Origin of the sequence: Pseudomonas sp. 2,4-D (assembly GCF_030418155.1) — a bacterium.
Lineage (GTDB): Bacteria > Pseudomonadota > Gammaproteobacteria > Pseudomonadales > Pseudomonadaceae > Aquipseudomonas > Aquipseudomonas alloputida.
Genome location: NZ_JAUHUI010000012.1, coordinates 25,182 through 49,931, shown reverse-complemented (window position 1 = coordinate 49,931; position 24,750 = coordinate 25,182). Strand labels below are relative to the sequence as shown.

The 24,750-nt window shown below is 63.9% G+C and carries 21 protein-coding genes; 11 read left to right on the top strand and 10 right to left on the bottom strand.

Features of this window, described 5'->3' with window-relative positions; genetic code table 11:
- Positions 1 to 66 precede the first annotated feature (66 nt).
- The 4 genes from metF to QYE47_RS11435 all read left to right on the top strand — a co-directional run bounded on the left by metF (position 67) and on the right by QYE47_RS11435 (position 5,139).
- The gene (metF, locus tag QYE47_RS11450; protein ID WP_014592647.1) at positions 67 to 912 is read left to right on the top strand and encodes a methylenetetrahydrofolate reductase [NAD(P)H]; all 846 of its coding nucleotides are present in this window, start codon (positions 67 to 69) and stop codon (positions 910 to 912) included.
- A gap of 93 nt (positions 913 to 1,005) precedes the next feature.
- On the top strand, positions 1,006 to 2,082 hold the full coding sequence (locus tag QYE47_RS11445) for a hypothetical protein (protein WP_019436744.1): 1,077 nt from the start codon (positions 1,006 to 1,008) through the stop codon (positions 2,080 to 2,082).
- Between the two features lie 169 nt (positions 2,083 to 2,251).
- Complete coding sequence (locus QYE47_RS11440) at positions 2,252 to 3,040, top strand: ABC transporter substrate-binding protein (RefSeq protein ID WP_041167103.1); 789 nt, start codon at positions 2,252 to 2,254, stop codon at positions 3,038 to 3,040.
- Positions 3,041 to 3,258: 218 nt separating this feature from the next.
- Complete coding sequence (locus QYE47_RS11435; RefSeq protein WP_070384423.1) at positions 3,259 to 5,139, top strand: DEAD/DEAH box helicase; 1,881 nt, start codon at positions 3,259 to 3,261, stop codon at positions 5,137 to 5,139.
- A 140-nt stretch (positions 5,140 to 5,279) separates the two neighbouring features.
- Here the strand turns inward: QYE47_RS11435 and QYE47_RS11430 are convergent, their stop codons facing one another.
- From QYE47_RS11430 to QYE47_RS11420, 3 genes are all read right to left on the bottom strand, one after another.
- Entirely contained in the window at positions 5,280 to 5,858 is a 579-nt protein-coding gene (locus QYE47_RS11430; protein ID WP_003249350.1) for a YceI family protein, read from the bottom strand.
- Positions 5,859 to 5,890: 32 nt separating this feature from the next.
- Positions 5,891 to 6,442 (bottom strand): cytochrome b, encoded by a 552-nt coding sequence (locus QYE47_RS11425; RefSeq protein WP_014592651.1) that lies wholly within the window; start codon positions 6,440 to 6,442, stop codon positions 5,891 to 5,893.
- A gap of 189 nt (positions 6,443 to 6,631) precedes the next feature.
- A complete protein-coding gene (locus tag QYE47_RS11420) occupies positions 6,632 to 8,491 on the bottom strand; it encodes a flavin monoamine oxidase family protein (protein ID WP_014592652.1) in 1,860 nt (619 codons plus the stop codon).
- A 372-nt stretch (positions 8,492 to 8,863) separates the two neighbouring features.
- Here QYE47_RS11420 and QYE47_RS11415 point away from each other — a divergent pair, with 372 nt between their 5' ends.
- Complete coding sequence (locus QYE47_RS11415; protein WP_014592653.1) at positions 8,864 to 10,270, top strand: adenosylmethionine--8-amino-7-oxononanoate transaminase; 1,407 nt, start codon at positions 8,864 to 8,866, stop codon at positions 10,268 to 10,270.
- Positions 10,271 to 10,418: 148 nt separating this feature from the next.
- On the top strand, positions 10,419 to 11,138 hold the full coding sequence (locus QYE47_RS11410) for a 16S rRNA (uracil(1498)-N(3))-methyltransferase (protein ID WP_019436737.1): 720 nt from the start codon (positions 10,419 to 10,421) through the stop codon (positions 11,136 to 11,138).
- Here the strand turns inward: QYE47_RS11410 and QYE47_RS11405 are convergent, their stop codons facing one another.
- The 7 genes from QYE47_RS11405 to QYE47_RS11375 all read right to left on the bottom strand — a co-directional run bounded on the left by QYE47_RS11405 (position 11,139) and on the right by QYE47_RS11375 (position 20,820).
- Positions 11,139 to 11,756 carry a hemolysin III family protein gene (locus tag QYE47_RS11405; RefSeq protein WP_070384424.1) on the bottom strand — a complete coding sequence of 206 codons (618 nt, stop codon included), beginning with the start codon at positions 11,754 to 11,756 and terminating at the stop codon, positions 11,139 to 11,141. It lies immediately after the preceding gene.
- A 207-nt stretch (positions 11,757 to 11,963) separates the two neighbouring features.
- The gene (locus QYE47_RS11400; RefSeq protein ID WP_003249336.1) at positions 11,964 to 12,437 is read right to left on the bottom strand and encodes a chemotaxis protein CheW; all 474 of its coding nucleotides are present in this window, start codon (positions 12,435 to 12,437) and stop codon (positions 11,964 to 11,966) included.
- Entirely contained in the window at positions 12,430 to 17,370 is a 4,941-nt protein-coding gene (locus QYE47_RS11395) for an Hpt domain-containing protein (RefSeq protein ID WP_070384425.1), read from the bottom strand. The genes QYE47_RS11400 and QYE47_RS11395 overlap by 8 nt, the downstream gene beginning before the upstream one ends.
- A gap of 12 nt (positions 17,371 to 17,382) precedes the next feature.
- Positions 17,383 to 19,407 carry a methyl-accepting chemotaxis protein gene (locus tag QYE47_RS11390; protein WP_223279128.1) on the bottom strand — a complete coding sequence of 675 codons (2,025 nt, stop codon included), beginning with the start codon at positions 19,405 to 19,407 and terminating at the stop codon, positions 17,383 to 17,385.
- Positions 19,408 to 19,454: 47 nt separating this feature from the next.
- Positions 19,455 to 20,009, bottom strand: coding sequence for a chemotaxis protein CheW (locus QYE47_RS11385; protein WP_010955559.1), 555 nt, complete (start codon positions 20,007 to 20,009; stop codon positions 19,455 to 19,457).
- Positions 20,006 to 20,371, bottom strand: a complete 366-nt coding sequence (gene pilH / locus QYE47_RS11380) for a twitching motility response regulator PilH (protein WP_014592657.1) — start codon at positions 20,369 to 20,371, stop codon at positions 20,006 to 20,008. The genes QYE47_RS11385 and pilH overlap by 4 nt, the downstream gene beginning before the upstream one ends.
- Positions 20,372 to 20,418: 47 nt before the next feature.
- On the bottom strand, positions 20,419 to 20,820 hold the full coding sequence (locus QYE47_RS11375) for a PleD family two-component system response regulator (RefSeq protein ID WP_010955560.1): 402 nt from the start codon (positions 20,818 to 20,820) through the stop codon (positions 20,419 to 20,421).
- 238 nt (positions 20,821 to 21,058) lie between these two features.
- Between QYE47_RS11375 and gshB the strand changes: the two genes are divergently transcribed.
- The 5 genes from gshB (at position 21,059) to pyrR (ending at position 24,743) form a co-directional block, all read left to right on the top strand.
- A complete protein-coding gene (gene gshB / locus QYE47_RS11370; protein ID WP_070384426.1) occupies positions 21,059 to 22,012 on the top strand; it encodes a glutathione synthase in 954 nt (317 codons plus the stop codon).
- A gap of 91 nt (positions 22,013 to 22,103) precedes the next feature.
- A complete protein-coding gene (locus tag QYE47_RS11365) occupies positions 22,104 to 23,009 on the top strand; it encodes an energy transducer TonB (protein ID WP_014592660.1) in 906 nt (301 codons plus the stop codon).
- 171 nt (positions 23,010 to 23,180) lie between these two features.
- Entirely contained in the window at positions 23,181 to 23,750 is a 570-nt protein-coding gene (locus QYE47_RS11360) for a YqgE/AlgH family protein (RefSeq protein ID WP_003249318.1), read from the top strand.
- Entirely contained in the window at positions 23,750 to 24,175 is a 426-nt protein-coding gene (gene ruvX, locus QYE47_RS11355; protein WP_003249316.1) for a Holliday junction resolvase RuvX, read from the top strand. Before QYE47_RS11360 ends, ruvX begins: the two co-directional genes overlap by 1 nt.
- 49 nt (positions 24,176 to 24,224) lie before the next feature.
- Positions 24,225 to 24,743, top strand: coding sequence for a bifunctional pyr operon transcriptional regulator/uracil phosphoribosyltransferase PyrR (pyrR, locus tag QYE47_RS11350; RefSeq protein ID WP_014592661.1), 519 nt, complete (start codon positions 24,225 to 24,227; stop codon positions 24,741 to 24,743).
- Positions 24,744 to 24,750 lie beyond the last annotated feature (7 nt).

Here is a 24,750-nt window from a genome sequence, read left to right as displayed (position 1 = left end):
GGCCATCACCGATCTGGCTTTTACTTGCAGCTTGCCGCCAGACGCTTGTTGCCAGAGGAACGCCTGATGTCACAAGAACGCCGCTACAGTTTCGAGTTCTTCCCGACCAAGACCGATGCCGGTCACGAAAAGCTGATGGGCGTCGCCCGCCAGCTGGCCACCTATAACCCGGACTTCTTCTCCTGCACCTACGGTGCCGGTGGCTCGACCCGCGACCGCACGCTCAATACCGTGCTGCAGCTGGAAAGCGAAGTGAAGATACCTGCCGCGCCGCACCTGTCGTGCGTGGGCGACACCAAGGCCGAATTGCGCTCCCTGCTGGCCGAGTACAAGGCCGCCGGCATCAAACGCATTGTCGCTTTGCGTGGTGACCTGCCGTCGGGCATGGGCATGGCCAGTGGTGAACTGCGCTATGCCAGTGACCTGGTCGAGTTCATCCGCCAGGAAACCGCTGATCACTTCCACCTGGAAGTGGCTGCCTACCCGGAAATGCACCCGCAGGCGCGCAACTTCGAGGCGGATCTGGCCAACTTTGTGCACAAGGTCAAGGCCGGTGCCGACAGCGCCATCACCCAGTACTTCTTCAACGCCGACAGCTACTTCTACTTCGTCGAGCGTGCACAGAAGCTGGGCGTAGACATTCCGGTGGTACCGGGCATCATGCCGATCACCAACTACAGCAAGCTGGCCCGCTTCTCCGATGCCTGTGGCGCCGAGATCCCGCGCTGGATCCGCAAGCAGCTGGAAGCCTATGCCGACGACACTGCCAGCATCCAGGCCTTCGGCGAAGAAGTGATTACCCACATGTGCGAACAGCTGTTGCAAGGCGGCGCGCCGGGGCTCCACTTCTATACCTTGAACCAGGCCGAACCGAGCCTGGCGATCTGGAACAACCTGAAGCTGCCGCGCTGAAATCTTTTGGCAAAGTCTGCTTAAGAAATGATTAAGGCTTTGGTCATAGACTAAAGCCTTATTCATTTTCGGGTTAAACAGGTCTTGCCTGCCATGCAGCACACCCAACCTTCGCGCCCACAGCTTGTATACCTGGCTTTTGGCCCGGCAACCTACCATCAGGAAGCCTGCTTCAGCATCGTCAGCGCCCTCGCCCAGCTAGGCAGCGCAGCCGGCGAGGCCATGGACATCCAGGTCTACACCGACAATGCGCAGCCCTACGCCAGGCTGCCCGTCACCGTCCACCTGCTGGACGAGGCCACGCGCCAGGCATGGAATGCCCCGCACGGTTATCACTTTCGCAGCAAGCATGTGCTGTTGCGCCAGGTACTGCAGCAACACCCGCTTGCAGTGCTGATCGACACCGACACCTTCTTCCGCACTTCGCCGTTGCATCTGTTCGCCCGTGTGGCGCCCAACCGCCTGCTGTGCAACGCCATCGGCACGCGCTACGGCGCTGACCAGAAGTGCCTGTTGTACAAGAACCTGCTGGCCATTCTCGAGTCCCGGGGACTGGCCGACTGCCAGATGCCACTCGTCAATTCCGGCGTTATCGGCCTCACTGCCGAGAACTCCGACACCCTGGACCGCTCCATCGCCATGATGGACGAATTCTACCCCTTGGCTCGAGAGGCCTATACCCTTGAGGAGTTCTGCCTGGCAGTAGCGGCCTACCGCAACCTGGAGCTGGCCGAGTGTACCGATGTCATCCATCACTACTGGAGCCGGAAGGCGCAGTTCCGCGCCAAGATCCAGGCCTGGCTGCGCAAGCATGACCACGACCCACTCAGCCCCTCGGCCCTGGCCGACGTTGCGCGGGTCAACGACCAACTGCCGCGGCCACCCACCCTGCACCGCCTGGGTTACAAGGCGTTGAGCCTGACCCTGCCCAGCCACGAGCGCCAGTTCGCCCGCGAATTGCTCTATGGCTGCTACCCCTACCCCAATGAGTTCGATCGCGCCTGTGCGTCCGCCTGGTGGGACAAGGCCCTGGAAAACCTCAATGACCGCTACGGCCACGTGGAGCCCGAGCGGCTGCGTCAGTGCCTGCGCCATCCGGGGCTACGGCTATCGCTGGGCGAGCGGCGCAAGGATATCGAGGCGCATCTGCTGCGAACCACTCAAGCCTGATGTGCCCGCAAAACTCATTGCCTTGCGCGGTCTTGTGGGAGCGGGCGTGCCCGCGAAGAGAGCAACCCGATCGTTGGCACCGGCTTCGCCGGTGTTCGCGGGCACGCCCGCTCCCACATCGATCGTGCATGCCTTTACCGTACACCGGCCGAGCGCGTAATCTCCGGCCATGCCACATATCGCCCGTCTATTCTGGATCCTCCTGCTCGTTTGCCTGAGCCCGTTGGCTCTGGGCGAACGCTTGCGCCTGGTAACCGACGACTGGGCACCTTATGTGTTTCAGCACAACGGCCAACCGCGCGGCATCGACTACGAAGTCGCCAGCCAGGTCTTCGCACGCCTCGGCGTCGAGGTGGAGTGGCAATTCCTGCCTTGGAAGCGCTGCTTGGCGATGGCTGAGCAGGGCCTGGCCGATGGCATTCTCGACATCTTCCAGACGGATGCGCGCCAACCCTACATGGTGTACGGCTCCGAACCCATGTCGGAGGTCGAATTCGTCCTGTTCCAAAGCCGCACGCGCCGCCATGCCGTCACCCACCTGGACGACCTCGCCGGCCTCACCGTCGGCACATCGCCAGGCTACGCCTACGGTAAAGAGTTCACCGAGGCCCCGCACTTCAAGCGCGAAGCCGCACCCACCCACGAAGCCAACTTCGGCAAGCTGGTGCTGGGCCGTATCGACCTGACGATCACCGACCGCAGGGTCGGGCATTACCTGCTCCGCCAGCTCGGCCTGCAACAGCAAGTCGAAGAACTGCCGCTGGTAGTCAGCCGCCAGGCGCAGTATTTGGGCCTGGTGCGCAAGCCTGGACGCGAGGCACTGGCCGTGGCCTTTGCTGAAGAGCTGCAGCGGTTCAAGCAGGAACCGGCCTATGCAGCGATCAGCAACCGCTATACAAGCGACACTGGAAACATTCTCAACGCCGTTGAGCAGCAGGAAAGCAGCACAGCGCGATAGCTCTGTTATACTCGGGCCTTCCCGCCCGGCTCACGCCCGGACGCTCGGCCTCGCAACAGGCATCCCGATCGGTACCGACGCCCCTTCGCGTCCAGCCTCCGTTTCCCGGATGTGCAGTGAAAGCCCAGCTGGACCGGACGCGATCGCATTTCACCGATGCCCGTCGCGCCAGGCAGAACATCCCAACGGGCCCAGCCCACACGAGAACAGGATCGCCCATGTCCTTTGCTTCCCTCGGTCTCTCCGAGGCTCTTGTCCGCGCTATCGAGGCTGCGGGCTACACCCAGCCGACCCCCGTGCAACAGCGGGCTATTCCCGCCGTGTTGCAAGGCCGCGACCTGATGGTTGCCGCACAGACAGGTACGGGTAAAACCGGCGGCTTCGCCCTGCCGATTCTCGAGCGCCTGTTCCCGGCCGGCCATCCCGACAAATCGCAGCGCCACGGCCCACGCCAGCCTCGCGTGCTGGTCCTGACACCGACCCGCGAACTGGCAGCCCAGGTGCATGACAGTTTCAAGGTCTATGCCCGTGACCTGCCACTGGTCAGCGCCTGCATCTTCGGCGGCGTTGGCATGAACCCGCAGATCCAGGCCATTGCCAAAGGCGTTGATGTGCTGGTCGCCTGCCCAGGCCGCCTGCTCGACCTGGCCGGTCAAGGCAAGGTCGACCTGGCCCACGTGGAAATCCTTGTACTTGATGAAGCCGATCGCATGCTCGACATGGGCTTCATCCACGACGTCAAGAAGGTCCTCGCCCGCCTGCCGGCCAAGCGCCAGAACCTGCTCTTCTCGGCCACCTTCTCCAAGGACATCACCGACCTCGCCGACAAGCTCCTGCACAACCCGGAGCGTATCGAGGTCACCCCGCCGAACACCACCGTCGAGCGTATCGAGCAGCGGGTGTATCGCCTGCCTGCCAGCCACAAGCGTGCCTTGCTGGCGCACTTGATCACCTTGGGCGCCTGGGAACAGGTGTTGGTGTTCACCCGAACCAAGCATGGCGCCAACCGCCTGGCCGAGTACCTGGAAAAGCAAGGCCTGACCGCCGCCGCGATCCACGGCAACAAGAGCCAGAACGCCCGCACCAAGGCTTTGGCCGACTTCAAGGCCAACAGCGTGCGCGTACTGGTCGCCACCGACATCGCTGCCCGCGGCCTGGACATCGACCAGTTGCCCCACGTTGTCAACTTCGAGCTGCCGAATGTCGAGGAGGACTACGTCCACCGCATTGGCCGTACCGGCCGTGCCGGTCGTTCGGGCGAAGCAATTTCCCTGGTCGCGCCAGATGAAGAGAAGCTGCTCAAGAGCATCGAGCGGGTGACCAAGCAGCGCATCGCGGATGGCGACCTGATGGGCTTCGACGCCAGCCAGGTAGAAGCCGAGAAGCCCGAAGCACGCGAGCGCCCGCAGAACAACGGCCGCGGCGGCCGCAACCAGCAAGCCCGTGGCGAAGGTGGTAAAGACAGCAACGGCGGCCGCAAGGACAAAGGCAAGGACAAAGGCAAAGCCAGGCAGCAAGCTGCGGCCAAGCCGGACGACAAGGAAAAGAGCGGCGACAAGCAGCAACCGCGCAAGCCGCGTGACAAGAAGCCACGCCCGCAGCAAGCCAGCAGTAACAGCGTTCCGAAGCCGCCGGCAGACCGCGACCCGGAAGAATTCCTGGACGACGAGCTCGATAACTTCGGTAACCGCGCCGACTATGTCAGCCCGTACCAGGGCAAGAACCAGGGCCGCAACCGCCGCCCGGGTGGTGCTGGCCAAGGTCAGGGGCAAGGCAATAGCCAACGCAGCAACGCTGGCGGCCAGGGCCAAGCCCGCAATGGCGGCCAGCCACGCAGTGGTGCCGGAGAAAAACGCCCGCCCCGCGCCAACAACGGTGGCGGTGCCCGTCGTGATGGCGGCGGTGGCCGTGGTCGCCCTGCGCGTGACGATGCTGCCCGGCAAGAGCCGGCCGTGCGCAACACGCGTCAGCCGGAAAAACAGCCAGTGATCATTCGCAAGGAGTCCAAACTGGACCGCTTCCCGACGCCTGAGCAACTGGATGACCTGCCAAGCCGCCCACGCGGTGAGCGCCCGGCGCTGCTGACCCGCAAGGGCTGAGAGAAATACCGAGGGGGCTGCTTCGCGGCCCTATCACGACACAAGGCCGCGCCTGCAGAGAATTTCTTGATCTCTGCAGGAGCGGCCTTGTGTCGTGATAGGGCCGCAAAGCGGCCCCCTCGGTCTTCAGCTAGCAGAAATTACTTCTGCTTCACACCTTCGACACTGATATCCAGGTCCAGGGTCTGCGAAGTAGCGCCTGGGCCTTTGATGCCGAAGTCGTTCAGGTTCAACGTCGTGGTGGCGTTGAAGCCTGCGCGCTCACCACCCCATGGGTCCTTGCCTTCACCGTTGAAGGTAGCCTTGAACGTCACCGGTTTGGTGACACCGTGCATGGTCAGGTCGCCAGTCACATCAGCCGTCTTGTCGCCAGTCGACTTGACGCTGGTGGAGACGAATTTGGCGTCCGGGTACTTCTTCACGTCCAGGAAGTCGGCGCTGGCGATGTGCTTGTCACGCTCGGCGTGGTTCGACCACAGGCTGGCAGTTTTCAAGTCGACACTGATCTTGCTGGCTTCAGGCTTGGCACTGTCCCAGCTGAAGTTGCCGTCGAAATCCTTGAAAGTACCGTGGATGAAGCTGTAGCCCAGGTGGCTGATTTTCCAGTCAACGAACGCGTGCTGGCCTTCCTTGTCGATCTTGTACTCGGCAGCCATGGCCTGGCCAGCAGAGAGCAGAGCGGTACCGAGCGCCAGAGCGGCAAAAGTCTTTTTCAACATCCTGTTCCTTCCTGTGTAATTGAGGTTGAGAGTCAAGCTTTGCGGCCCAGCATGCGAGTCAGGGTCGCGTCACGGTCGATGAAATGATGCTTGAGCGCGGCAAGGGCATGCAGCACGGCAAAAATCACCAGCCCCCAAGCCAGCCACAAATGAACCACACCCGCCACATCTGCCTGGTCAGGCAGGTCGCTGATCAGTGCCGGCACTTCGAACAGGCCGAACACCGGAATGCCGACGCCGTCGGCGGTGGAAATCAGGTAACCGGCAACCATCACCGCAAACAGCCCAAGGTACAGGGCCAGGTGGCCCAACTTGGCCGCCAGGCGTGTGACCGCACCATGGTTGGTTGGTGCCGATGGTGGCGGGCTGATGAAACGCCAGACTAGCCGCAGCAGCATCACCGCCAGCAGCACCAGGCCGATGCTCTTGTGCAGGTCCGGGCCAGCTTTGCGCCAAGGGCTGTAGTAGTCGAGGCCGACCATCCACAAGCCCAGGCCAAACAGGCCGAAAACTGCCAGCGCCACGCCCCAATGCAGGATGATGCTGACCACGCCGTAGCGAGAAGGTGAATTGCGCAGTTGCATGTTGCGTGTTTCCCCGTGAAAGCTATGCACAGACTAACGCGTAACGTATCGAAGAAAAGCGGAAAAAATTGCTTTGGATTATCGAGGAATCCGATATTTATTCTCTTACCATTAAGAAAACATTAACGATAGTAGGAGAGTTGGCAGTGCCGGCCCCTAGGCTGCGATCAGGCCGGCACTGTCGATCAATCAGCCCGCCTTGGCCTGGGTAGTGGTTACAGCCTTCTTCGCTGGGTCGGTCTTGGCTGTCGCCTTCTTCGTCTCGGCAGGCTTGTGGGCTGGCTTGTGCGCGGGCGCATGCTTGGCGGGAGCGGCTTTGGTTGCCGCAGGCTTGGCCGCCGTTTCCTTGGCCACAGGCGCAGGCGCTGCAGGAGCCGGAGCTGCCTGTGGAGCGGGCGCAGGTGCAGACGCCACTTCCTCAGCCTTGGCTATTGGCTCAGCCTTCGCCTCTGGCGTTTGCGCCCCGCCGAACAGGCGCTTGAAGAAGCCTGGCTTGTCCTGCTTGGCCTCTTCGGCCTGCTTAGGCTCAGCTTTGGCCGGCGCTTTGTCAGCTTTGTCGCCCTTGTCGGACGAACCGCCGAACATATTGGAGAAGAACCCGCCCTTGCTCTCCTTGGCGGCCACCGCACCTGCCGCCGCCGCAACCGGCAGCGCCTTGGCCGGGTCGAACGACTTGCCGGCCAACAGGTCCTGTGCCTGGCTGGCCGCACGCTGGCCACTGCGCAGGGCGCCTTCCAGGGTGCCCGGGTACAGGGCATCCGTGTGCTCACCGGCAAAGATCATGCGCTGCACCGGACGTTCCCACAGGCGCCAGTATTTACTGATCTGCCCTGGGCCGTAGGCCAGGTAGGCACCACCCATGCCAGCGTCCGCGCTGTATCGCTTGACCTCATAACCGGTGAAAGCACCACGGGCCTGGGGGTAGAACGCATGCAGACGGATCAGCACCTGGTCGACCATCTGCTTTTCACCAAAGGCCTGCAGCAGGCGAGCGTTATCGCCGGACAGGTTGATCACCACGTTGGCCCCCCCCTTGAGCGCCGGCTCGACCCACAGCATGCCGAGGCCGGCGTTACTGTAGATTTCGCCCGACATGCGTGCACGGCTTTCCCAAACGGGTTTCTTGAACTTGAGCATGATCTGGTCGCGCCAACCATAGTTGGTACCCTTGAGCGCCGCCAGGTGCTGGCTGTCCAGGCCAGGGGTCATCTGAATCTTGGCCAGTGCGCGCAGGGGCACGGCCATGACCAGATAATCCGCCTTGTAGCCGAGGCTGCCGACTTTTACCGTGACACCATCCTTGTCCTGGACAATGGCGGTAACCGGAGAGTTGGTCTTGATGGTTTTCAGCTGCTTGACGAAAGCCTGGGCCAGCACCGGGCTGCCACCGGGCAGGCGCGCAGCGCGCAGGTCGCGGTCGCTGACGCCGCGGTAGACGCGGTTCTGCTGGGCGAAGTACAGCAGCGACAGGCGGGACGGTTCATCGTAGCGGGTGCGGATCTGCTGATTGATCAACTGACGGGCGGTGGCCGGCAGTTGCAGTTTGTCCAGCCAGGTGGAGACGTTGATCTGGTCAAGGGCGAACAGCGTGCTGGTTGCCTGCGGGTTCAGCGGGTCATCGATCGAACGGGCCAGGTCATCGAGGGTTTTCTCGTAACGCTTGAGCGCCTCGGCAGTGGCCGGTTGCTTGGTGGCCAGGTCGCTGGCGCTGAAGTACTCGCCGTCGATCAGGTAACCCGGGGTTCGCACGAACTCGGGCGCCGGCAGTGTTTCAAGCTTGAAACGGTCGAGGTACTGGTTGAGCACCGGCTGTGCCTTGGCGTTGCCGATCCACTCGCTGGTGGCCAGGCCCGAACGCCCGCCCATGCCCGCCTTGGCCTCCAGCAGGGTCACCTGCCAGCCTTTGTTCTGCAGCTCGTAGGCTGCCGTCAGGCCTGCCAGGCCACCCCCCACGACAATCGCCGTGGGCGTCTTGTCTTTTGCCAGCGCAGCGCCGCTGGACACACCAATCAATACCAACGCGCACAGGCGCACCCAAGCAGCAGCCATGTCGGCGAACTCCGAGTCAGAGGTTACAGAAACGGGGAGAGGCAGGAATGCCCCAGGAAGATGCGTTAAGAATACGTCAGGTCCGAGCACCCTGCCAGCGCAGTGACATCAAGTCCTTTTGGCAGCTCATATTTTTGTCGGTAGCTATGGCACACAGTAGCAGGGGACCTCTGCATGAGGCTGGTGACTTCGCACAGCCTCAGGCCTGAGCCTTCACTCCGGCAACACATCCTGCAGGGCTTTGCTCTGTGCATGGCAGCAGGCTCGAATGGACCGGCACCCACAGCCATTGAACGGCAGCGGTTGTCCTGCCCTGCGGCATTGCTTAGGCTTACGCGGTCGAACCACGCCGCAAAGCCAGGAGAAGTGCCCATGGGCCTCAATGATCAGTGGATGCAACGCGACCTCAAGGTCCTGTGGCACCCCTGTACCCAGATGAAAGACCACGAGCAGCTGCCGCTGATCCCGATCAAGCGCGGCGAAGGCGTGTGGCTGGAAGACTTCGAGGGCAAACGCTACCTGGATGCGGTAAGCAGCTGGTGGGTCAACGTGTTCGGCCATGCCAACCCGCGCATCAACCAGCGCATCAAGGACCAGGTCGACCAGCTCGAGCACGTGATCCTGGCCGGTTTCAGTCATCAGCCAGTGATCGAGCTGTCCGAACGCCTGGTCGCCATGACCCCGGCCGGTCTCGACCGTGTGTTCTATGCCGACAATGGCTCCTCGTGCATCGAAGTGGCGCTGAAGATGAGCTTCCACTACTGGCAGAACATCGGCAAACCGGACAAGAAGCGCTTCGTCACCCTGACCAACAGCTACCATGGCGAAACCATTGCCGCCATGTCGGTGGGTGATGTGCCGCTGTTCACCGAGACCTACAAGGCGCTGCTGCTCGACACCCTCAAGGTGCCAAGCCCTGACTGCTACCTGCGCCCCGAGGGCATGAGCTGGGAGGAGCACTCGCGCAATATGTTCCAGGCCATGGAGCAGACCCTGGCCGAACACCACGCCTCGATCAGCGCCGTGATCGTCGAGCCGCTGATCCAGGGTGCCGGTGGCATGCGCATGTACCACCCGGTGTACCTCAAGCTGTTGCGCGAGGCCTGCGACCGCTACGACGTGCACCTGATCCACGACGAGATCGCCGTAGGTTTCGGCCGCACCGGCACGATGTTCGCCTGCGAGCAAGCCGGCATCCGCCCGGATTTCCTGTGCCTGTCCAAGGCCCTGACCGGCGGCTACCTGCCGCTGGCCGCCTGCCTGACCACCGACAAGGTGTACCAGGCGTTCTATGATGATTACCCGACACTGCGTGCATTCCTGCACTCGCACAGCTACACCGGCAACCCGCTGGCGTGCGCTGCAGCGCTGGCGACCCTGGATATCTTCGAGCAGGACAACGTGATCGAGGCCAACAAGGCCCTGGCCACGCGCATGGCCACAGCCACTGCACACCTGGCCGATCATGCTCACGTTGCCGAAATACGCCAGACTGGCATGGCCCTGGCCATCGAAATGGTTCAAGACAAGGCAGGCAAGGTTGCCTACCCCTGGCAGGAGCGCCGGGGCCTGAAGGTGTTCGAGCACGCCCTGTCCCGCGGCGCCCTGTTGCGACCGCTGGGCAGCGTGGTGTATTTCCTGCCGCCGTACGTGATCACCCCCGAGCAGATCGACTTCCTTGCCGAAGTGGCCAGCGAAGGCATCGATATCGCCACCCGCGACAGCGTCAGTGTCGCAGTGCCGGCCAACTTCCACCCCGACTTCCGCGACCCGGGCTAGGCCCGGCAATTCGCCACACCACTTTTCCTGTGGGAGCGGGCGAGCCCGCGAACAAGGGCGAAGCCCTTGCCAGGCACCGCGGCGCCTGATTCGCGGGCACGCCCGCTCCCACAGGGGATCTGCGTCTCTCTATTTACCGAGCAAACCCATGAGACTGTCCCGCTTCTTCATCGACGCCCCCCTGAGCCTTGGCGAGCACGACCTGCCCGAGGCCCAGGCCCATTACATTGGCCGCGTGCTGCGCATGGCCCCCGGCGACGCCGTGCAGCTGTTCGATGGCAGCGGCCAGGAATACCGTGGTCAGTTGCTCGAGGTGGGCAAGAAAACTGTCCGCGTCAGCCTTGACCAGGCTTTTGCCGGCCAGGCCGATTCACCGCTGCATGTGCACCTGGGCCAGGGCCTCTCGCGTGGCGAGCGCATGGACTGGGCGATCCAGAAGGCCACCGAGCTTGGTGCCAACGAAATCACCCCGATCGTCAGCGAACGCTGCGAAGTGCGCCTGAAAGACGAACGCGCCGACAAGCGCCTGGCCCACTGGCGCCAAGTGGCGATCAGCGCCTGTGAACAATGCGGGCGTTCTACCTTGCCCGTCATCCACCCACCCGTGACCCTGGCCGAATGGTTGAGCAGCACCAAGGCTGACCTGAAGCTGGTCCTGCACCCGGTGGCCGAGCCGCTCACCAGCCATGAAAAGCCCGCCACCCTGGCCTTCGTGATCGGCCCCGAAGGCGGCCTGAGCGAAGCCGAGGTCGAGCAGGCCAAAGCCGCCGGCTTCCACGCAGCACGCCTTGGCCCGCGCGTGCTGCGCACCGAGACCGCACCGGTGGTGGCGCTGTCGGTGGCACAGCAGTTGTGGGGCGATTTTTAACTAGCGCACGTAGAGCGACACCGCCACGAAGTGCATCAGGCTGCCAGCGATCACGAACAGGTGCCAGATGCCATGCCAGTGGCGGAAGCGGCTGTCGAAGGTGAAGAAGATGATGCCGACGGTGTAGAACACGCCGCCGGCAGCCAGCCAGGCGAAGCCGGCAGTGCCCAGCGAGTTCAGCAGTGGCTTGACTGCCACCAGAACGATCCAGCCCATTACCGCATAGATGATGATCGACAGGATCCGCGCCTCAGAGCGCGGCTTGATCTCTTGCAACATGCCGATGATCGCCAGCCCCCAGACCACGCCGAACAGGCTCCATCCCCAAGGGCCGCGCAGGCTGACCAGGCAAAACGGCGTGTAGCTGCCGGCAATCAGCAGATAGATCGACAGGTGGTCGAGCTTGCGCATGATCACTTTCGCCCGCCCACGGGTGCTGTGGTACAGGGTGGAAATGCTGTACAGCAACAGCAGCGTGCCGCCGTAGATGGAGAAGCTGACGATCTTCCACGGGTCGCCTTGCAGGCCCGCGGCCACGATCAGCCAGATGGTACCAATAGCAGCGAGGACGGCACCGACCAGGTGGGTCCAGGCGTTGAAGCGTTCACCGTAATACATGCAAACACAGACCTCCTGAGGTGGGCTGGGTTCCTGTTGTGATGTTGATGACCTCGCTCTTTGCGGGAGCGGCCTTGTGTCGCGAAAGGGGCGCGAAGCGGCCCCAGGCTTTCATTGCCACTGCATGAACCGCCGGGGCTGCTGCGCAGCCCTATCGCGACACAAGGCCGCTCCCACTCCAGACCACCAGACCCTGCGCTTCACATCCTAACCAAGGTCAGGTTGCAGATCCGCGTCACGCACCAGCCTTTCCAATGCGACCAGATCCGGCACCCGCGCCACCTGCTCACCCACCTGCACCGCTGCCAGCTCCAACCTGCCCAGCGCCACATCCACGTAGTTAAGCTGGCTGTCGAGCTTGCACGAGCGCGGAATGTCCTGCAGCAACAGCGCCAGGTACCGCAAACCGGTATCGCCCAACGCATTGAGCACCACCACGCGAGCCCGCTCGCCGCACGGCGTCTCACCACCGCATGCGGCCTCGAAACCGATCAACGGCAGGCGTTGCTGACGCCAGTCGATCCACCCCAGGTGCCAGGCGGGGTCGCCGTGTTGGCACACCAGGTTACGCTGCCCGCTCAACTCGGCCACCGCCACGTTGGGCAACACCAGCGTGCGGTCGCCCAACGGCAGCAACAGCCCGGTCAGGCTGCTGCGCTGGCCGGAAATCAGTTCAAGCATGGGCCTGGCTCCAATGGGCGATGCTCTGCAACAGCAGCGATTCCTGGTACGGCTTGCCCAGGTATTCATTGACGCCGATGGCCATGGCGCGGTCCCGGTGCTTTTGGCCGGTGCGCGAGGTGATCATGATGATCGGCAAGTCTTTCAGCCGTGCGTCACGGCGAATGCGTGTGGCCACCTCGAAGCCGTCCATGCGCGGCATTTCGATGTCCAGCAACAACACGTCAGGCCGGTGCTCTTCCAGCAGGGCCATGGCATCGACACCATCCTTGGCCGTAAGCACGCTCATGCCGTGACGCTCCAGCAGGCGGCTGGTCACCTTGCGTACGGTTACCGAATCGTCCACCACCATCACCAGCAAGGCACGGCGCGGTGCCGGGCCAAGCAACTGGCGTTGGCTACCACCACCGGGCAGGCGGGCCAGCCGTCGCTGCTGGCCGCGCAGCTGGCCCAGCAGGTCAAGAATCAGCACCACCCGGCCATCGCCTAGCAGTGTCGCCCCCGATAACCCGGCAACCGCGGCAAACTGCGGTCCCAGGCTTTTCACCACGATCTCGCGGCTGGGCGACAGGCTGTCGACCTGGATGGCGAACGACTGCTCCTTGGAATGCACCAGCAGCACCGGCAACGGCACGCTCTGCCCCAGCAGCGCCGGGCGCGGCAGGCCTTGCAGCAACTCGCCCAGGTAGCGCAGCTCGTATTCGTGGCCGGCATAGACATAGCGGGGCGAGTCCAGCTGGTAGCACGCCGCAAGCTCGGCAGGTGGCACACGGACGATGCCCTCGATGGTATTGAGCGGAATGGCGTATTGCTCTTCGCCCAGGTGCACCATCAGCGCACGGTTGATCGACACGGTGAACGGCAGGCGGATCAGGAAACGCGCCCCCTTGCCCTGCGCCGACTCGATACTCATCGAGCCACCCAGTTGCTTGACCTCCTCGTGCACCACATCCATGCCCAGCCCACGCCCGGAAATCTGGGTGATCTTTTCGGCGGTGGAAAAGCCTGGCCGCAGGATGAACTGCAGGATCTCGTGGTCACTCAACTGCGCCTGCGGGTCCAGCAGGCCGCGCTTGATGGCCTTGCGCCGCACCGCCTCCAAGGGCACGCCGGCACCATCATCCGTCATTTCGATGACGATATCGGCGCCCTCATGCAGCAAATTCAGGTGAATGGTGCCCTGCTCCGGCTTGCCGGCGGCCAGGCGCATTGCGCGGCTTTCCAGGCCGTGGTCAACGGCGTTGCGCAGCATATGCTCCAGCGGCGCCACCATACGTTCCAGCACGCTGCGGTCCAGTTCGCCCTCGGCATTGCCAACCACCAATTCCACCTGCTTGCCCAGCTCGCTGGCTACCTGCCGCACCACGCGCTGCAAGCGCGGCACCAGGCGCTCGAACGGCACCATCAGAGTGGCCGTCAGGCCCTCCTGCAACTGGCTGTTCACCCGCGCCTGCTGTTGCAGCAGGCTGTAGGCCTCCTGAGCGCGCTGAGCGAGGGTCTCCTTCAGGTCGAGCAGGTCCGAGGCAGACTCGAAGAGGGCCCGTGACAGTTGCTGCAGCTGGGAGTGGCGGTCCATTTCCAGCGGGTCGAAGTCGTCATAGGCATCGCCTTCGAACTGCTGCCGGCTGGAGATTCGCCCCTGGGTCTCGACATCCAGACGCAGCAACTGATCACGCATGCGCTCGAGTGTGGTTTCCATCTCGTTAAGGGCGAACTGCGCGTCGTTGACCTGCTGCTCGATGCGCCCCCGGATGATCGAGTGCTCGCCGGCCAGGTTACCCAGGTCGTCGAGCAGCTCGGCGTCGACCTTGACCATGTCACCCGGTGCCCGCTCTGGCGCTACTGCCGGTACTTCGGCAGTAGCAGCTTCTGGCGGCCCCTGGCCCGCGGCACTGTCTGTCAGTGCGGCGCTGCTGAAGTTGCGAATGTAGTCGATCAGCGCTGTAGCGGCATGCAGCGGCTGCCCCAGGCGCACAGCGTCAAGCATATGCGCCAGCCGGTCGTGGCAGTTCTGCAGCAGTGCGAACAGCGGCGCGCTTGGCGGCAATCTACCCGCAGCCAACAGCTCGTAGAGGAACTCCAGTTCGTGGGCCAGGTCGCCGATCGGGGTAATTTCGACCATGCGCGCCACGCCTTTGAGGGTGTGCAGGTCACGCATCAGGTTGTCCACCTCGACGCTGCTGCGCGGGTCGGCCTGCCAGCGCGCCAGAGCCGCCGCGGCGCTCTCGACGATGTCCGAGCTTTCTTCCAGGAACACTTCCAGCAGCTCTTCGCCAGGGCTTTCCGCCTCCTCGGCAAGCGGCTCGGCCACCTGCGGCTGCAACGGTGGGTGTGGCAACCCCAAGGTATCGGCCAGGTCCATGTCCGGATGCAGCGGTGTGACCGTATCGATGCCCACCAGGCCGGTGGCATCCGGTGCCAGGGCCTGGTCCAGCAGGTTGCGCAGGCTTTCGACCAGCTCCGGGCGCGGTGGAATATCCTGCCCGGCCGCCACTTCGTCCAGCATGTCCAGCAACGCTTCATGGGCCCGCTGCGCCTGGCTGAAGAAGCGGGAATCGGCAGGCAGGCTGCCTTCCTCCACCGCGCCATACAGGTCCAGCAACGCCTCGCACACCTCATCCATCTGCCACAGGTCGGCCAGGTGCGCGGCGTGCCCCAAGGTGGTCATCTGGTCGAGCAGGTTATCCAGTGCGGCACGCTGGCCGGGCTGTTGCTGCCAGCGCGACAACAACGTCTCTGCATCGAGCAGGATGTCCATGGCCTGGGCCAGAAAGCTGGCGACCAACTGCGGATCACGCTTGCTGCGGCCGGCCTGGTGCGGGTCTTCATGCAGGCTGGCCAGGCGGCTGTCCACGGCCTGGCCCACCTGCTCGATCAGTTCCGCGGCACCGGGGATGGCGGCCAGGGGCGTGCTATCGAGTTGCGCCAAGCCCAGATGGAACAACGAGCGCGCAGCTTCCAGCCACTCCATCTCGGCCATTTGCAGTGGCAGCTGATGGCCCTTGTATTCACGGGCCAGGCGGTCGAAGGCGGTGGCCAGTTCGGCGACCGGCATCACACCGGCCATGGCGGCACTGCCTTTGAGTGTATGCAAGGCACGCTGCAAGTCATCGCTGACCGGCGTGTCGTGGCCGCCGGCGCTTTGCAGATAAACCTCAAGACTGGCCAGATGACCCTGCGCCTCGGTGCGAAAAATGCCCAGCAACTGCGGATCGAGGCCATCGACACCGGCAGCCGCCGGGGCATCGTTTTCGGCCAGGCTGTGTAGATGCCCGGCCAATTGCTCGATTTCAGTCAGTTGCGGCAACTGGCCGGCGGCAAAGTCGGCCAGCAGGTCAGGCAGGTGAACGAACACCTGCTGCAGCGCTACAACCCCTTCCGGGCTGAGCACGCTGCGGCCCTCGAGCACCCGGTTCAGCAGGTGCTCGGCGCCCCAGGCCAGTTCAGCCACCGCCTCGGCATGCACCATGCGGCCGCTGCCTTTGAGTGTATGCAGCGCACGACGCACTTCGCCCAGTGCCTCGCGCTGCTGGTTGTCGGCACGCCAGCGCAGCCAGTGGCGCTCGATTTCCGGCAGCAGTTCGCCCGCCTCGTCAAGGAACACTTGGCGAAGCTTGTCATCGATGCCATCGCCATTGCCGTACTGGTCTGGGCTGGCCCCGACCACCGCGCACTGCACACCCAGCGCCGCCAGGCTGGCCCGTGCCATCTCGATAAAGGGTTGACCATCGGCCAGCGGGTCTGCCGCTCGCCATTGCAGGTAGCATTCGGCAGCGCTCAGTGCCTCGGCCAAGTGCGTCAGCTCATCAATCGGCGGCTCTTCCTCCAGGTGCTGCAGCCAACGCTGCACATAGCTTGCGCAGCCGACAAACAGCTCGGCCACAGCGGGCAGCATCAACATGGCCAGTGCCCCGCGGATCTGCTGCAGCAGCCCCGGCAAGGGTTGCAGGCGTTGCCGCGGCCAGTCGGACTCTAGGTAATCGCCGATCAGATCCTTGGCCTGCTGCAACACGTTCAGCGATTCATTCAGCACCAGCTGGCGTATCTCGGCCAGGTCCGAGCCCGGCAGGCTGCCCTGACCGTTTTCTTCCAAAGGGCCGACCATGCCGTTCAGGGAGGCCTCCACGTACAGCAGGGCCCCTGCCACATCCATCAACACCGCGTCGTCCACCACCCGCTCGCCCTGAGCCAATGCCTGCAACGCCAGCACCTGGTCGATGATCACCCGCCGCGGTTGCTGAAAGCCCAGTACCGCCAGGGTGTCAGCCACGTGGCGCAACGGTGCCAGCAGCGCATCGAGCTGCTCGCGGTGCTGACGGTCGCCGCGGCCGTACTGGTCCAGGCGCTCCTTGATGCGCATCAAGTCGTCGCACAGTGCAGTCACCACTGAACGCAGCGCATCGCGCCCCGACCCGGCCTGCAGTTGGTCACGCCAGTTGCCCAGCGACAGGTCGAGGTTGGCAAGGTCATCGTCACCCGCGAAGCGTTGGGCGGCGCCGGTCATCAGGCTGGCCTGGGCCAGCGGTTCCTCCCCCCGGCAGGCGCGCAGCTGGTTGAGCAACGGCAGCATCACCAGTGGCAGGTCATGGCGAGCACCGCGCAACCGCTCCAGGTACGAGGGCAACTGCTCCAGGCCGCGGAACAATGCACCCAGGCAATCACCCCGGGGGCTGACCTGGCCGTCGGCCAACGCCCTGGCAAACAGCTCCAACTCCTCGGCCAGGCGCGTGGCGCCGCGCAGTTCGAGCATGCGCAGGCAGCCGTGCACCTGGTGCAGGTTGTCGACCACGAAAGCCATCATCGACAGGTCGCCCGTCTCGCCGGCAAAGCGCTCCAGCGCCTGCCGTGCCTGGCCCAGGCAATCGAGGATGGCGGCCTTGGTCCAGGCCAGCGCCACTGTTTCGTGACGCTCGGGGCTTACTGCAGAAGCCATGGTCACTATTCCTTAACGCGGCTCGGTAGGGGGTGGCAGGGTGAAACCGGACACCGAACGGCGCATCTCGCTGGCCATGCGGGCCAAATGGCGGATGCTGTCGGCGGTGGCACCGGAGCCGGCGGAGGTTTGTGCGGTAATCTGCTGGATCACCGCCATGGTGTGGGAGATCTGCCCGGCCGACGAGGTCTGCAACTGGGCAGCGTCGGAAATGCTGTGGATAAGGTCGGCGAGGTTCTGCGATACCCCTTCGATCTCGGCCAGCGCCACCCCGGCATCCTGGGCCAGGCGTGCGCCACGCACCACCTCGGCGGTGGTCTGCTCCATGGAGATCACCGCTTCGTTGGTATCGGCCTGGATGGTACGCACCAGCGCCTCGATCTGGCGGGTGGCAGACGATGAGCGCTCGGCCAGGCGCTGCACCTCGTCGGCAACCACGGCAAACCCGCGGCCGGCCTCACCGGCCAGCGAGGCCTGGATGGCTGCGTTCAGGGCAAGAATGTTGGTCTGGTCGGCAATGTCGTCGATCAGGCTGACGATGTCGCCGATTTCCTGGGAGGACTCGCCCAGACGCTTGATCCGCTTGGCGGTGTCCTGGATCTGCTCGCGAATGTTGTCCATGCCGTTGATGGTGTTGTGCACCACCTCGTTGCCCTTGTTGGCGATGGCCACCGAACGCTCGGCCACCTTGGCCGATTCGTAGGCATGCGCCGATACCCGGTCGATCGACTCGACCATGTCGCCCACCGCCTCGGACGCCTCGCTGATCTGTGCAGCCTGGTGCTCGGAGGCCTTGGCCAGTTGCCGCGCAGTGTTCTGCGTGTCCTGCACGGCGGCAGCAACCTGCACTGCACTGTGGTTGATGGTGGCGACCAGGTCGCGCAATTGGTCCACGGAATAGTTGATCGAGTCGGCAATGGCACCGGTGAAGTCTTCAGTCACCGATACGGTCACCGTCAGGTCGCCATCTGCCAGCTCTTCGATTTCGTCGAGCAGGCGCATGATGGCCTGCTGGTTGCGTTCGTTCTTTTCTGCGGTCTCGCGCAGTTGTCGGTTGGTGGTGCGCACCATGACCAGGCCGATGAGGATGATCGAGGCCAGCGCCAGCAGCCCCAGGACATAGCCGCCAACGGTGTCGAGGGTGCGCCCGCCAGCCAGGTTCTCGAAACCGTTCGCCAGGTGCGACGCTTCGTCGAGCAGGGTTTGCGAAAGGCTGAAGATGTTGCCCGCAGCCTCCCGCACACGGAACAGTTCGGGCGAGGTTTCGAGGATTTCATCCACCGAACCGGCAACGAACTGGAACAACTCTGCGATTTCGGCCAGCCGCGCACGCGCGTCGGCGTCCTCGACGCGGGTGACCTGGATTGTCGCATTGCCATTGAGCATGCCCTCCAGCACCTGGCCAAAGCGCCCGGCGTCACGGCCGAAGGCATCGGCCGCCTGGGCGGCGCTGTCGTCACCGGCCAGCACGGTGTTAACCGAGCCAAGGATGCGTTCGGCCAGCAACAGCTGGCGCTGGGCCACCGCAACCTGATTGGCCGGGGCACCGCTCTGCAGCAGGATCTCGACCACTTTTTCGTATTCCACCTGCAACTGCGGCACGGTCTCGGCCAGGGTCGCTGCCACCTGGTGCAGCGACAGCACGGTCTGCTCGCTGGCCAGGATGATGTCGGTGTTCTTGCGCAGGTTTTCCCAGTCGCGGCGTACCGATTCCATCTCGTCACGCACCGAAGGTGGCGCGGGCGGCAGGCCAGTGGACTTGTCACCCTGGCGCAGGTAGCCCCAGCGCCGTTCGAAATCATTGCGTGCATCCGACAGCAGCTTGAAGGCCAGGGCCTTGCCGGTGGCCGCCTCGGTGGCGTTCTTGGCGATACGCTGCGACAGCACGCGCAGCTCGCCGGCATGGCCGATGTACTGCTTGTCGTAGTTGGATTGGGTATTCAGGTAAGCAAAGTTGGCGAACAGCAAGATGATCGAAAGGATCAGGATCAGGAACAGCACGGTGATCTGCGCGATGCTGCGGGTACGTGGGCTCACGGTAGTGGCAGTGACGGGGGTGGCAGGCTTGTTCACGTTCGCAGGTCCTATAACGCCACATCGAGAAATCCCGGCGCCTGGGCCAGGGCGAAGGGGCTGAAGATCGCCCAGTTACGTTCACGCGGAAAATACCCCTGCACAAAGCGTGCAGCGGCAGGGATCAGCGGCTGCGGCGGCGACAGCTGCAGGCTGTCGAGGGCAAAGTGCTGAAGGCCCAGCACCTCGTCGACCAGCAAACCGACGAACAGGTCGTCGTGATCCAGCACCAGCACTCGCCGCTGCTTGCCCGGTGCGGCGTGACCCAGGCCGAAGAAGCAGCTCAGGTCCATCACCGGCAACAGCCGGCCACGCAGGTTGGCCACCCCGCACACCCACGGCTGCACGCCGGGGACGCGGCTACTGCGCGGTTCGCGCAGCACCTCGGCCACTTCGCCCATGGGCGCGACGAACCACTGCCCGGCAATGCGAAAGCCAATGCCGCTCCACTGCTGCACGCGGTTGTCCTGCGGCGGCTGGTCGGCGACCAGCAGGCGACAGCGCCGGTCGATGTCCAGCAACAACTCAAAGGCGGTCAGCGACGCGCCTTGCGGGCGGGTGGTCAAGCCCCCAGCACTTCTTTGAGCTTGGCGATCAGCGCCTCCTCTTCCACCGGTTTGGTCAGGAAGTCACGGGCACCCTGGCGCGTGGCCCAGATACGGTCGGTTTCCTGGTCCTTGGTGGTTACCACGATCACTGGAATAGCGCTGGTCTCCGGGTCCTTGCTGAGCTGGCGGGTGGCCTGGAAGCCGTTCATGCCAGGCATGACGATGTCCATCAGCACCGCGTCGGGCTTGTCCTGCCGGGCCAGGGCCACGCCGTCGGCACCGTTGCTGGCCTTGAGCACCTGGTAGCCGTGCTTTTCCAGCCATTCGGTCAATCTGTACATCTCTGTCGGCGAGTCGTCGACAATCAGAACTCGGGCCATGCTGTTTCCCCATCAGGAAAGTAGGACCGCGCCATGGCGGGGCTCGGTCAGGGTGCGTGTTGTTGAGGTGCGGCAAACCCGGGCACATGGGCGCGGATCGCGTCGAGCAGTTCTTCCTTGCTGAACGGCTTGGTCAGGAATTGATCGGAACCGACCACCCGGCCACGGGCCTTGTCAAACAGGCCATCGCGGGACGACAGCAGGATAACCGGGGTGTCCTTGAAGGCACTGTTGTGCTTGATTACCGCGCAGGTCTGGTAGCCGTCCAGGCGTGGCATCAACACATCGACGAAAATGATACTGGGCTGATGGTCGACGATCTTGGCCAGGGCATCGAAGCCATCGCTGGCGGTGATCACCTCGCAGCCCGCTTCACCGAGCAACATCTGCGCGGTGCGGCGGATCGTGCGGGAATCGTCGATCACCATCACCTTCAGGGGTTGTTCCATAGACGCCTACCAGTAGGATTGAAGCCGCAAGTTGCAAGCGGCAAGCTGCAAGAAAGCAGCTCGGCGCATGGATGCTCTTTTCTTGAGGCTTGTAGCTCAAGGCTTGCAGCTGCATTTTTAGCATACTCCGGGTGGCCATTCCATCTGCCGCGCCCCTTGACCGTCGGCGTTCGCGGCGCCACCCTGAGCCACTTTTCTTTCGATCCACTGCGGCCACCTGCCGCCAAGAGGACCCCCCATGAGCGTTCGCCTCGGCATTGTGATGGACCCCATCGCGTCCATCTCCTACAAGAAGGACAGCTCGCTGGCCATGCTGCTGGCCGCCCAGGCACGCGGCTGGAGCCTGTTCTACATGGAACAGCAAGACCTGTATCAGGGCGAAGGCAAGGCCCGCGCCCGCATGCGCCCGCTGAAGGTGTTTGCCGACCCTGCACGCTGGTTCGAACTGGGCGAGGAGCAGGACAGCCCGCTGGCAGAGCTGGACGCAATCCTGATGCGCAAGGACCCGCCCTTCGACATGGAGTTCGTCTACAGCACTTACCTGCTGGAACAGGCCGAGAACGATGGCGTACTGGTGGTAAACCGCCCGCAAAGCCTGCGCGACTGCAACGAGAAGATGTTCGCCACGTTGTTCCCGCAATGCACCACCCCGACCTTGGTCAGCCGCCGCCCGGACATCATTCGCGAATTCACCGCCAAGCATGCCGACGTGATCCTCAAGCCACTGGATGGCATGGGCGGTACATCGATCTTCCGTCACCGGGCTGGCGACCCCAACCTGTCGGTGATCCTGGAAACCCTGACCGCACTGGGCACCCAGCAGATCATGGCGCAGGCCTACCTGCCGGCAATCAAGGACGGCGACAAGCGCATCCTGATGATCGATGGCGAGCCAGTGGACTATTGCCTGGCACGCATTCCGGCCAGCGGCGAAACCCGTGGCAACCTGGCCGCGGGCGGGCGTGGCGAAGCCCGCCCACTGTCCGAGCGCGACCGCTGGATCGCCGCCCAGGTCGGCCCGACGCTGCGCGAGAAGGGCCTGCTGTTCGTTGGCCTGGACGTGATCGGCGACTACCTCACCGAAATCAACGTCACAAGCCCCACCTGTATCCGCGAAATCGATGCCGCCTACAACACCGATATCGGTGGCAAGCTGATGGATGCCATTGATCGCAAGCTAAAGGCACGCTGACAGCCAACGCGAAGTAAAGCCGTAGAGTGGGGTATGATGCCGGTCCTATTCGACTGAGCTGCTGCCCCGCCCTGCGGTTGCTGGATACCTGATGACGCACCCCGCTGACGTCCCTGCCGACCTGCTGCCTCCCCGTGTTCGCCCTGCGGACCGGCTTGGCTTCACCCTGTTCCTGGCTGCGCTGGTGCACCTGGCGCTGATCCTTGGCGTCGGCTTCACCGTAGTCAAGCCTGCCGAAATCCGCCACACCATGGACATCACCCTGGCCACCTTCAAGAGCGAGAAACCGCCCGAGAAGGCTGACTTCCAGGCCCAGGACAACCAGCAAGGCAGCGGCACCCTGGACAAGAAAGCGGTGCCCAAGACCACCGAGCTGGCGCCGTTCCAGGACAGCAAGATCAACAAGATCACCCCACCGCCTGCGGCCAGGCCCGAGGTAGTCCCACCCCCTCCCCCGAAAAAGTCGGCAGTGGTGACGACGGCGCCCAAGCCGCACAAGGTCGAGCCCAAACCCAAGGAAAGCAAAGCGCAGCCCAAGCCAGCCGCACCGGCACCGGACTTCGACAGCTCGCAGCTGTCCAGCCAGATCGCCAGCCTGGAGGCGGAGCTGTCCAACGAGCAGCAAATGTACGCCAAGCGCCCGCGCATCCATCGCCTGAACGCCGCGTCGACCATGCGCGACAAGGGCGCCTGGTACAAGGAAGAGTGGCGCAAGAAGGTCGAGCGCGTGGGTAACCTCAACTACCCCGACGAAGCACGCCGACAGCAAATCTACGGCAACTTGCGCATGATGGTGTCGATCAACCGCGATGGCTCGCTGTACGAGGTGCTGGTACTGGAATCATCCGGGCAGCCCGTGCTGGACCAGGCGGCGCAACGCATCGTGCGGCTGGCCGCGCCGTTTGCACCGTTTACCGGGGATCTGGCCGAGTTTGACCGGCTGGAGATCATTCGTACCTGGCGGTTTGCCCGTGGGGACCGTTTGTCCAGTAACTGATTTTCTGCCTGTGCCGGCCTCTTTTTGTGGGCACGCCCGCTCCCACAGGTTGCTCGCCGGCCATGAAGCCTGTGGCGTACCGTCGGGAGCGGGCATCCCCGCGAAGGGGCCGGCACCAGCGACACAAAGCCCACCTTGTCAGTCTCGCCACCTGGCGCCACACTATCCCCCATGAAAACCCTCGCACCCAGCTACCTCAAGCACCAGTTCCTGATCGCCATGCCGCACATGGCCGATCCGAACTTCGCCCAGACCCTCACGTATATCGTCGAGCACAATGAGCATGGCGCCATGGGCCTGGTGGTCAACCGACCACAGGAACTGAGCCTGGCCGACATCCTCGAGCAACTGCGCCCGGACGAAACGCCGCCGGCCAGCACCTTGCAGGTGCCGATCTACCAGGGTGGCCCGGTACAAACCGACCGCGGCTTCGTGCTGCACAGCAGCGAGTGCAGTTTCCAGGCCAGCGTGGCGCTGGAAGGGCTGTCGCTGACCACGTCACAGGACATACTGCTGGCTATCGCCGCCGGGGTGGGCCCGAAGCAGAGCCTGATCACCTTGGGCTATGCCGGTTGGGAAGCGGGCCAACTGGAAGCGGAGTTGGCCGACAACGCCTGGCTGAACTGCCCGTTCGACCCGGAAATCGTCTTCGGCATGGCCAGCGACCTGCGCCTTGAGGCTGCGGCCGCCAGCCTGGGGATCAACCTGCACCTGCTGACCAGCCAGGCGGGCCACGCCTGATGGCTGAGCTACGCCTGCTGCTGGGCTTCGACTATGGCAGCAAACAGATCGGCGTGGCCGTCGGCCAGGTGATTACCGGCCAGGCCCGCGAACTGTGCACCCTGAAGGCGCAGAACGGCGTACCGGACTGGGCCCAGGTGGAAAAGCTGATTGCCGAATGGAAGCCAGATGCCATTGTCGTCGGCCTGCCGCTGAACATGGACGGCACGCCCAGCGAAATGAGCGCCCGCGCCGAAAAGTTCGCCCGCCGCCTGAACGGCCGCTTCAACCTGCCCGTGCACACGCACGACGAGCGCCTGACCACCTTCGAGGCCAAAGGCGAGCGCATGGCCCGTGGCGGCCAGCGTGGCAGCTACCGCGACAACCCGGTCGATGCCATTGCCGCTGCCTTGCTGCTGCAAGGCTGGCTGGAGGCCAATACCTGATCATCTTTGCCGCCGGGCCCACCCGGCGCACCCTTCCGAGGAGCCCGCAATGAGCCTACCCAATCCCGCCGAGCTGATCCGGCAGATGGCTGTCGACCTTCGTGCCCACCTGGCGCGCCGGGCAATCACCGAGCCCCGTTACATCGGTATCCGCACCGGCGGCGTCTGGGTTGCCCAGGCCCTGCAGGATGCCATGGCCGACACCAGCCCCATGGGTACCCTGGACGTCTCGTTCTACCGCGATGACTTCAGCCAGAACGGCCTGCACCCACAAGTGCGCCCGTCCGAGCTGCCGTTCGAGGTCGAAGGCCAGCATCTGGTGCTGGTGGATGACGTGCTGATGAGCGGTCGTACCATCCGCGCGGCGCTCAACGAACTGTTCGATTACGGCCGCCCGGCCAGCGTCACCCTGGTCTGCCTGCTGGACCTGGATGCCGGCGAACTGCCGATTCGCCCGAACGTGCTCGGCGCCACCCTGTCGCTGGGCGCCCATGAACGGGTAAAATTGACCGGACCCGCACCGCTCGCCCTCGAGCGCCAGGACCTCGCCTCCGCTTCCGCCCTTTAAGAGTCCC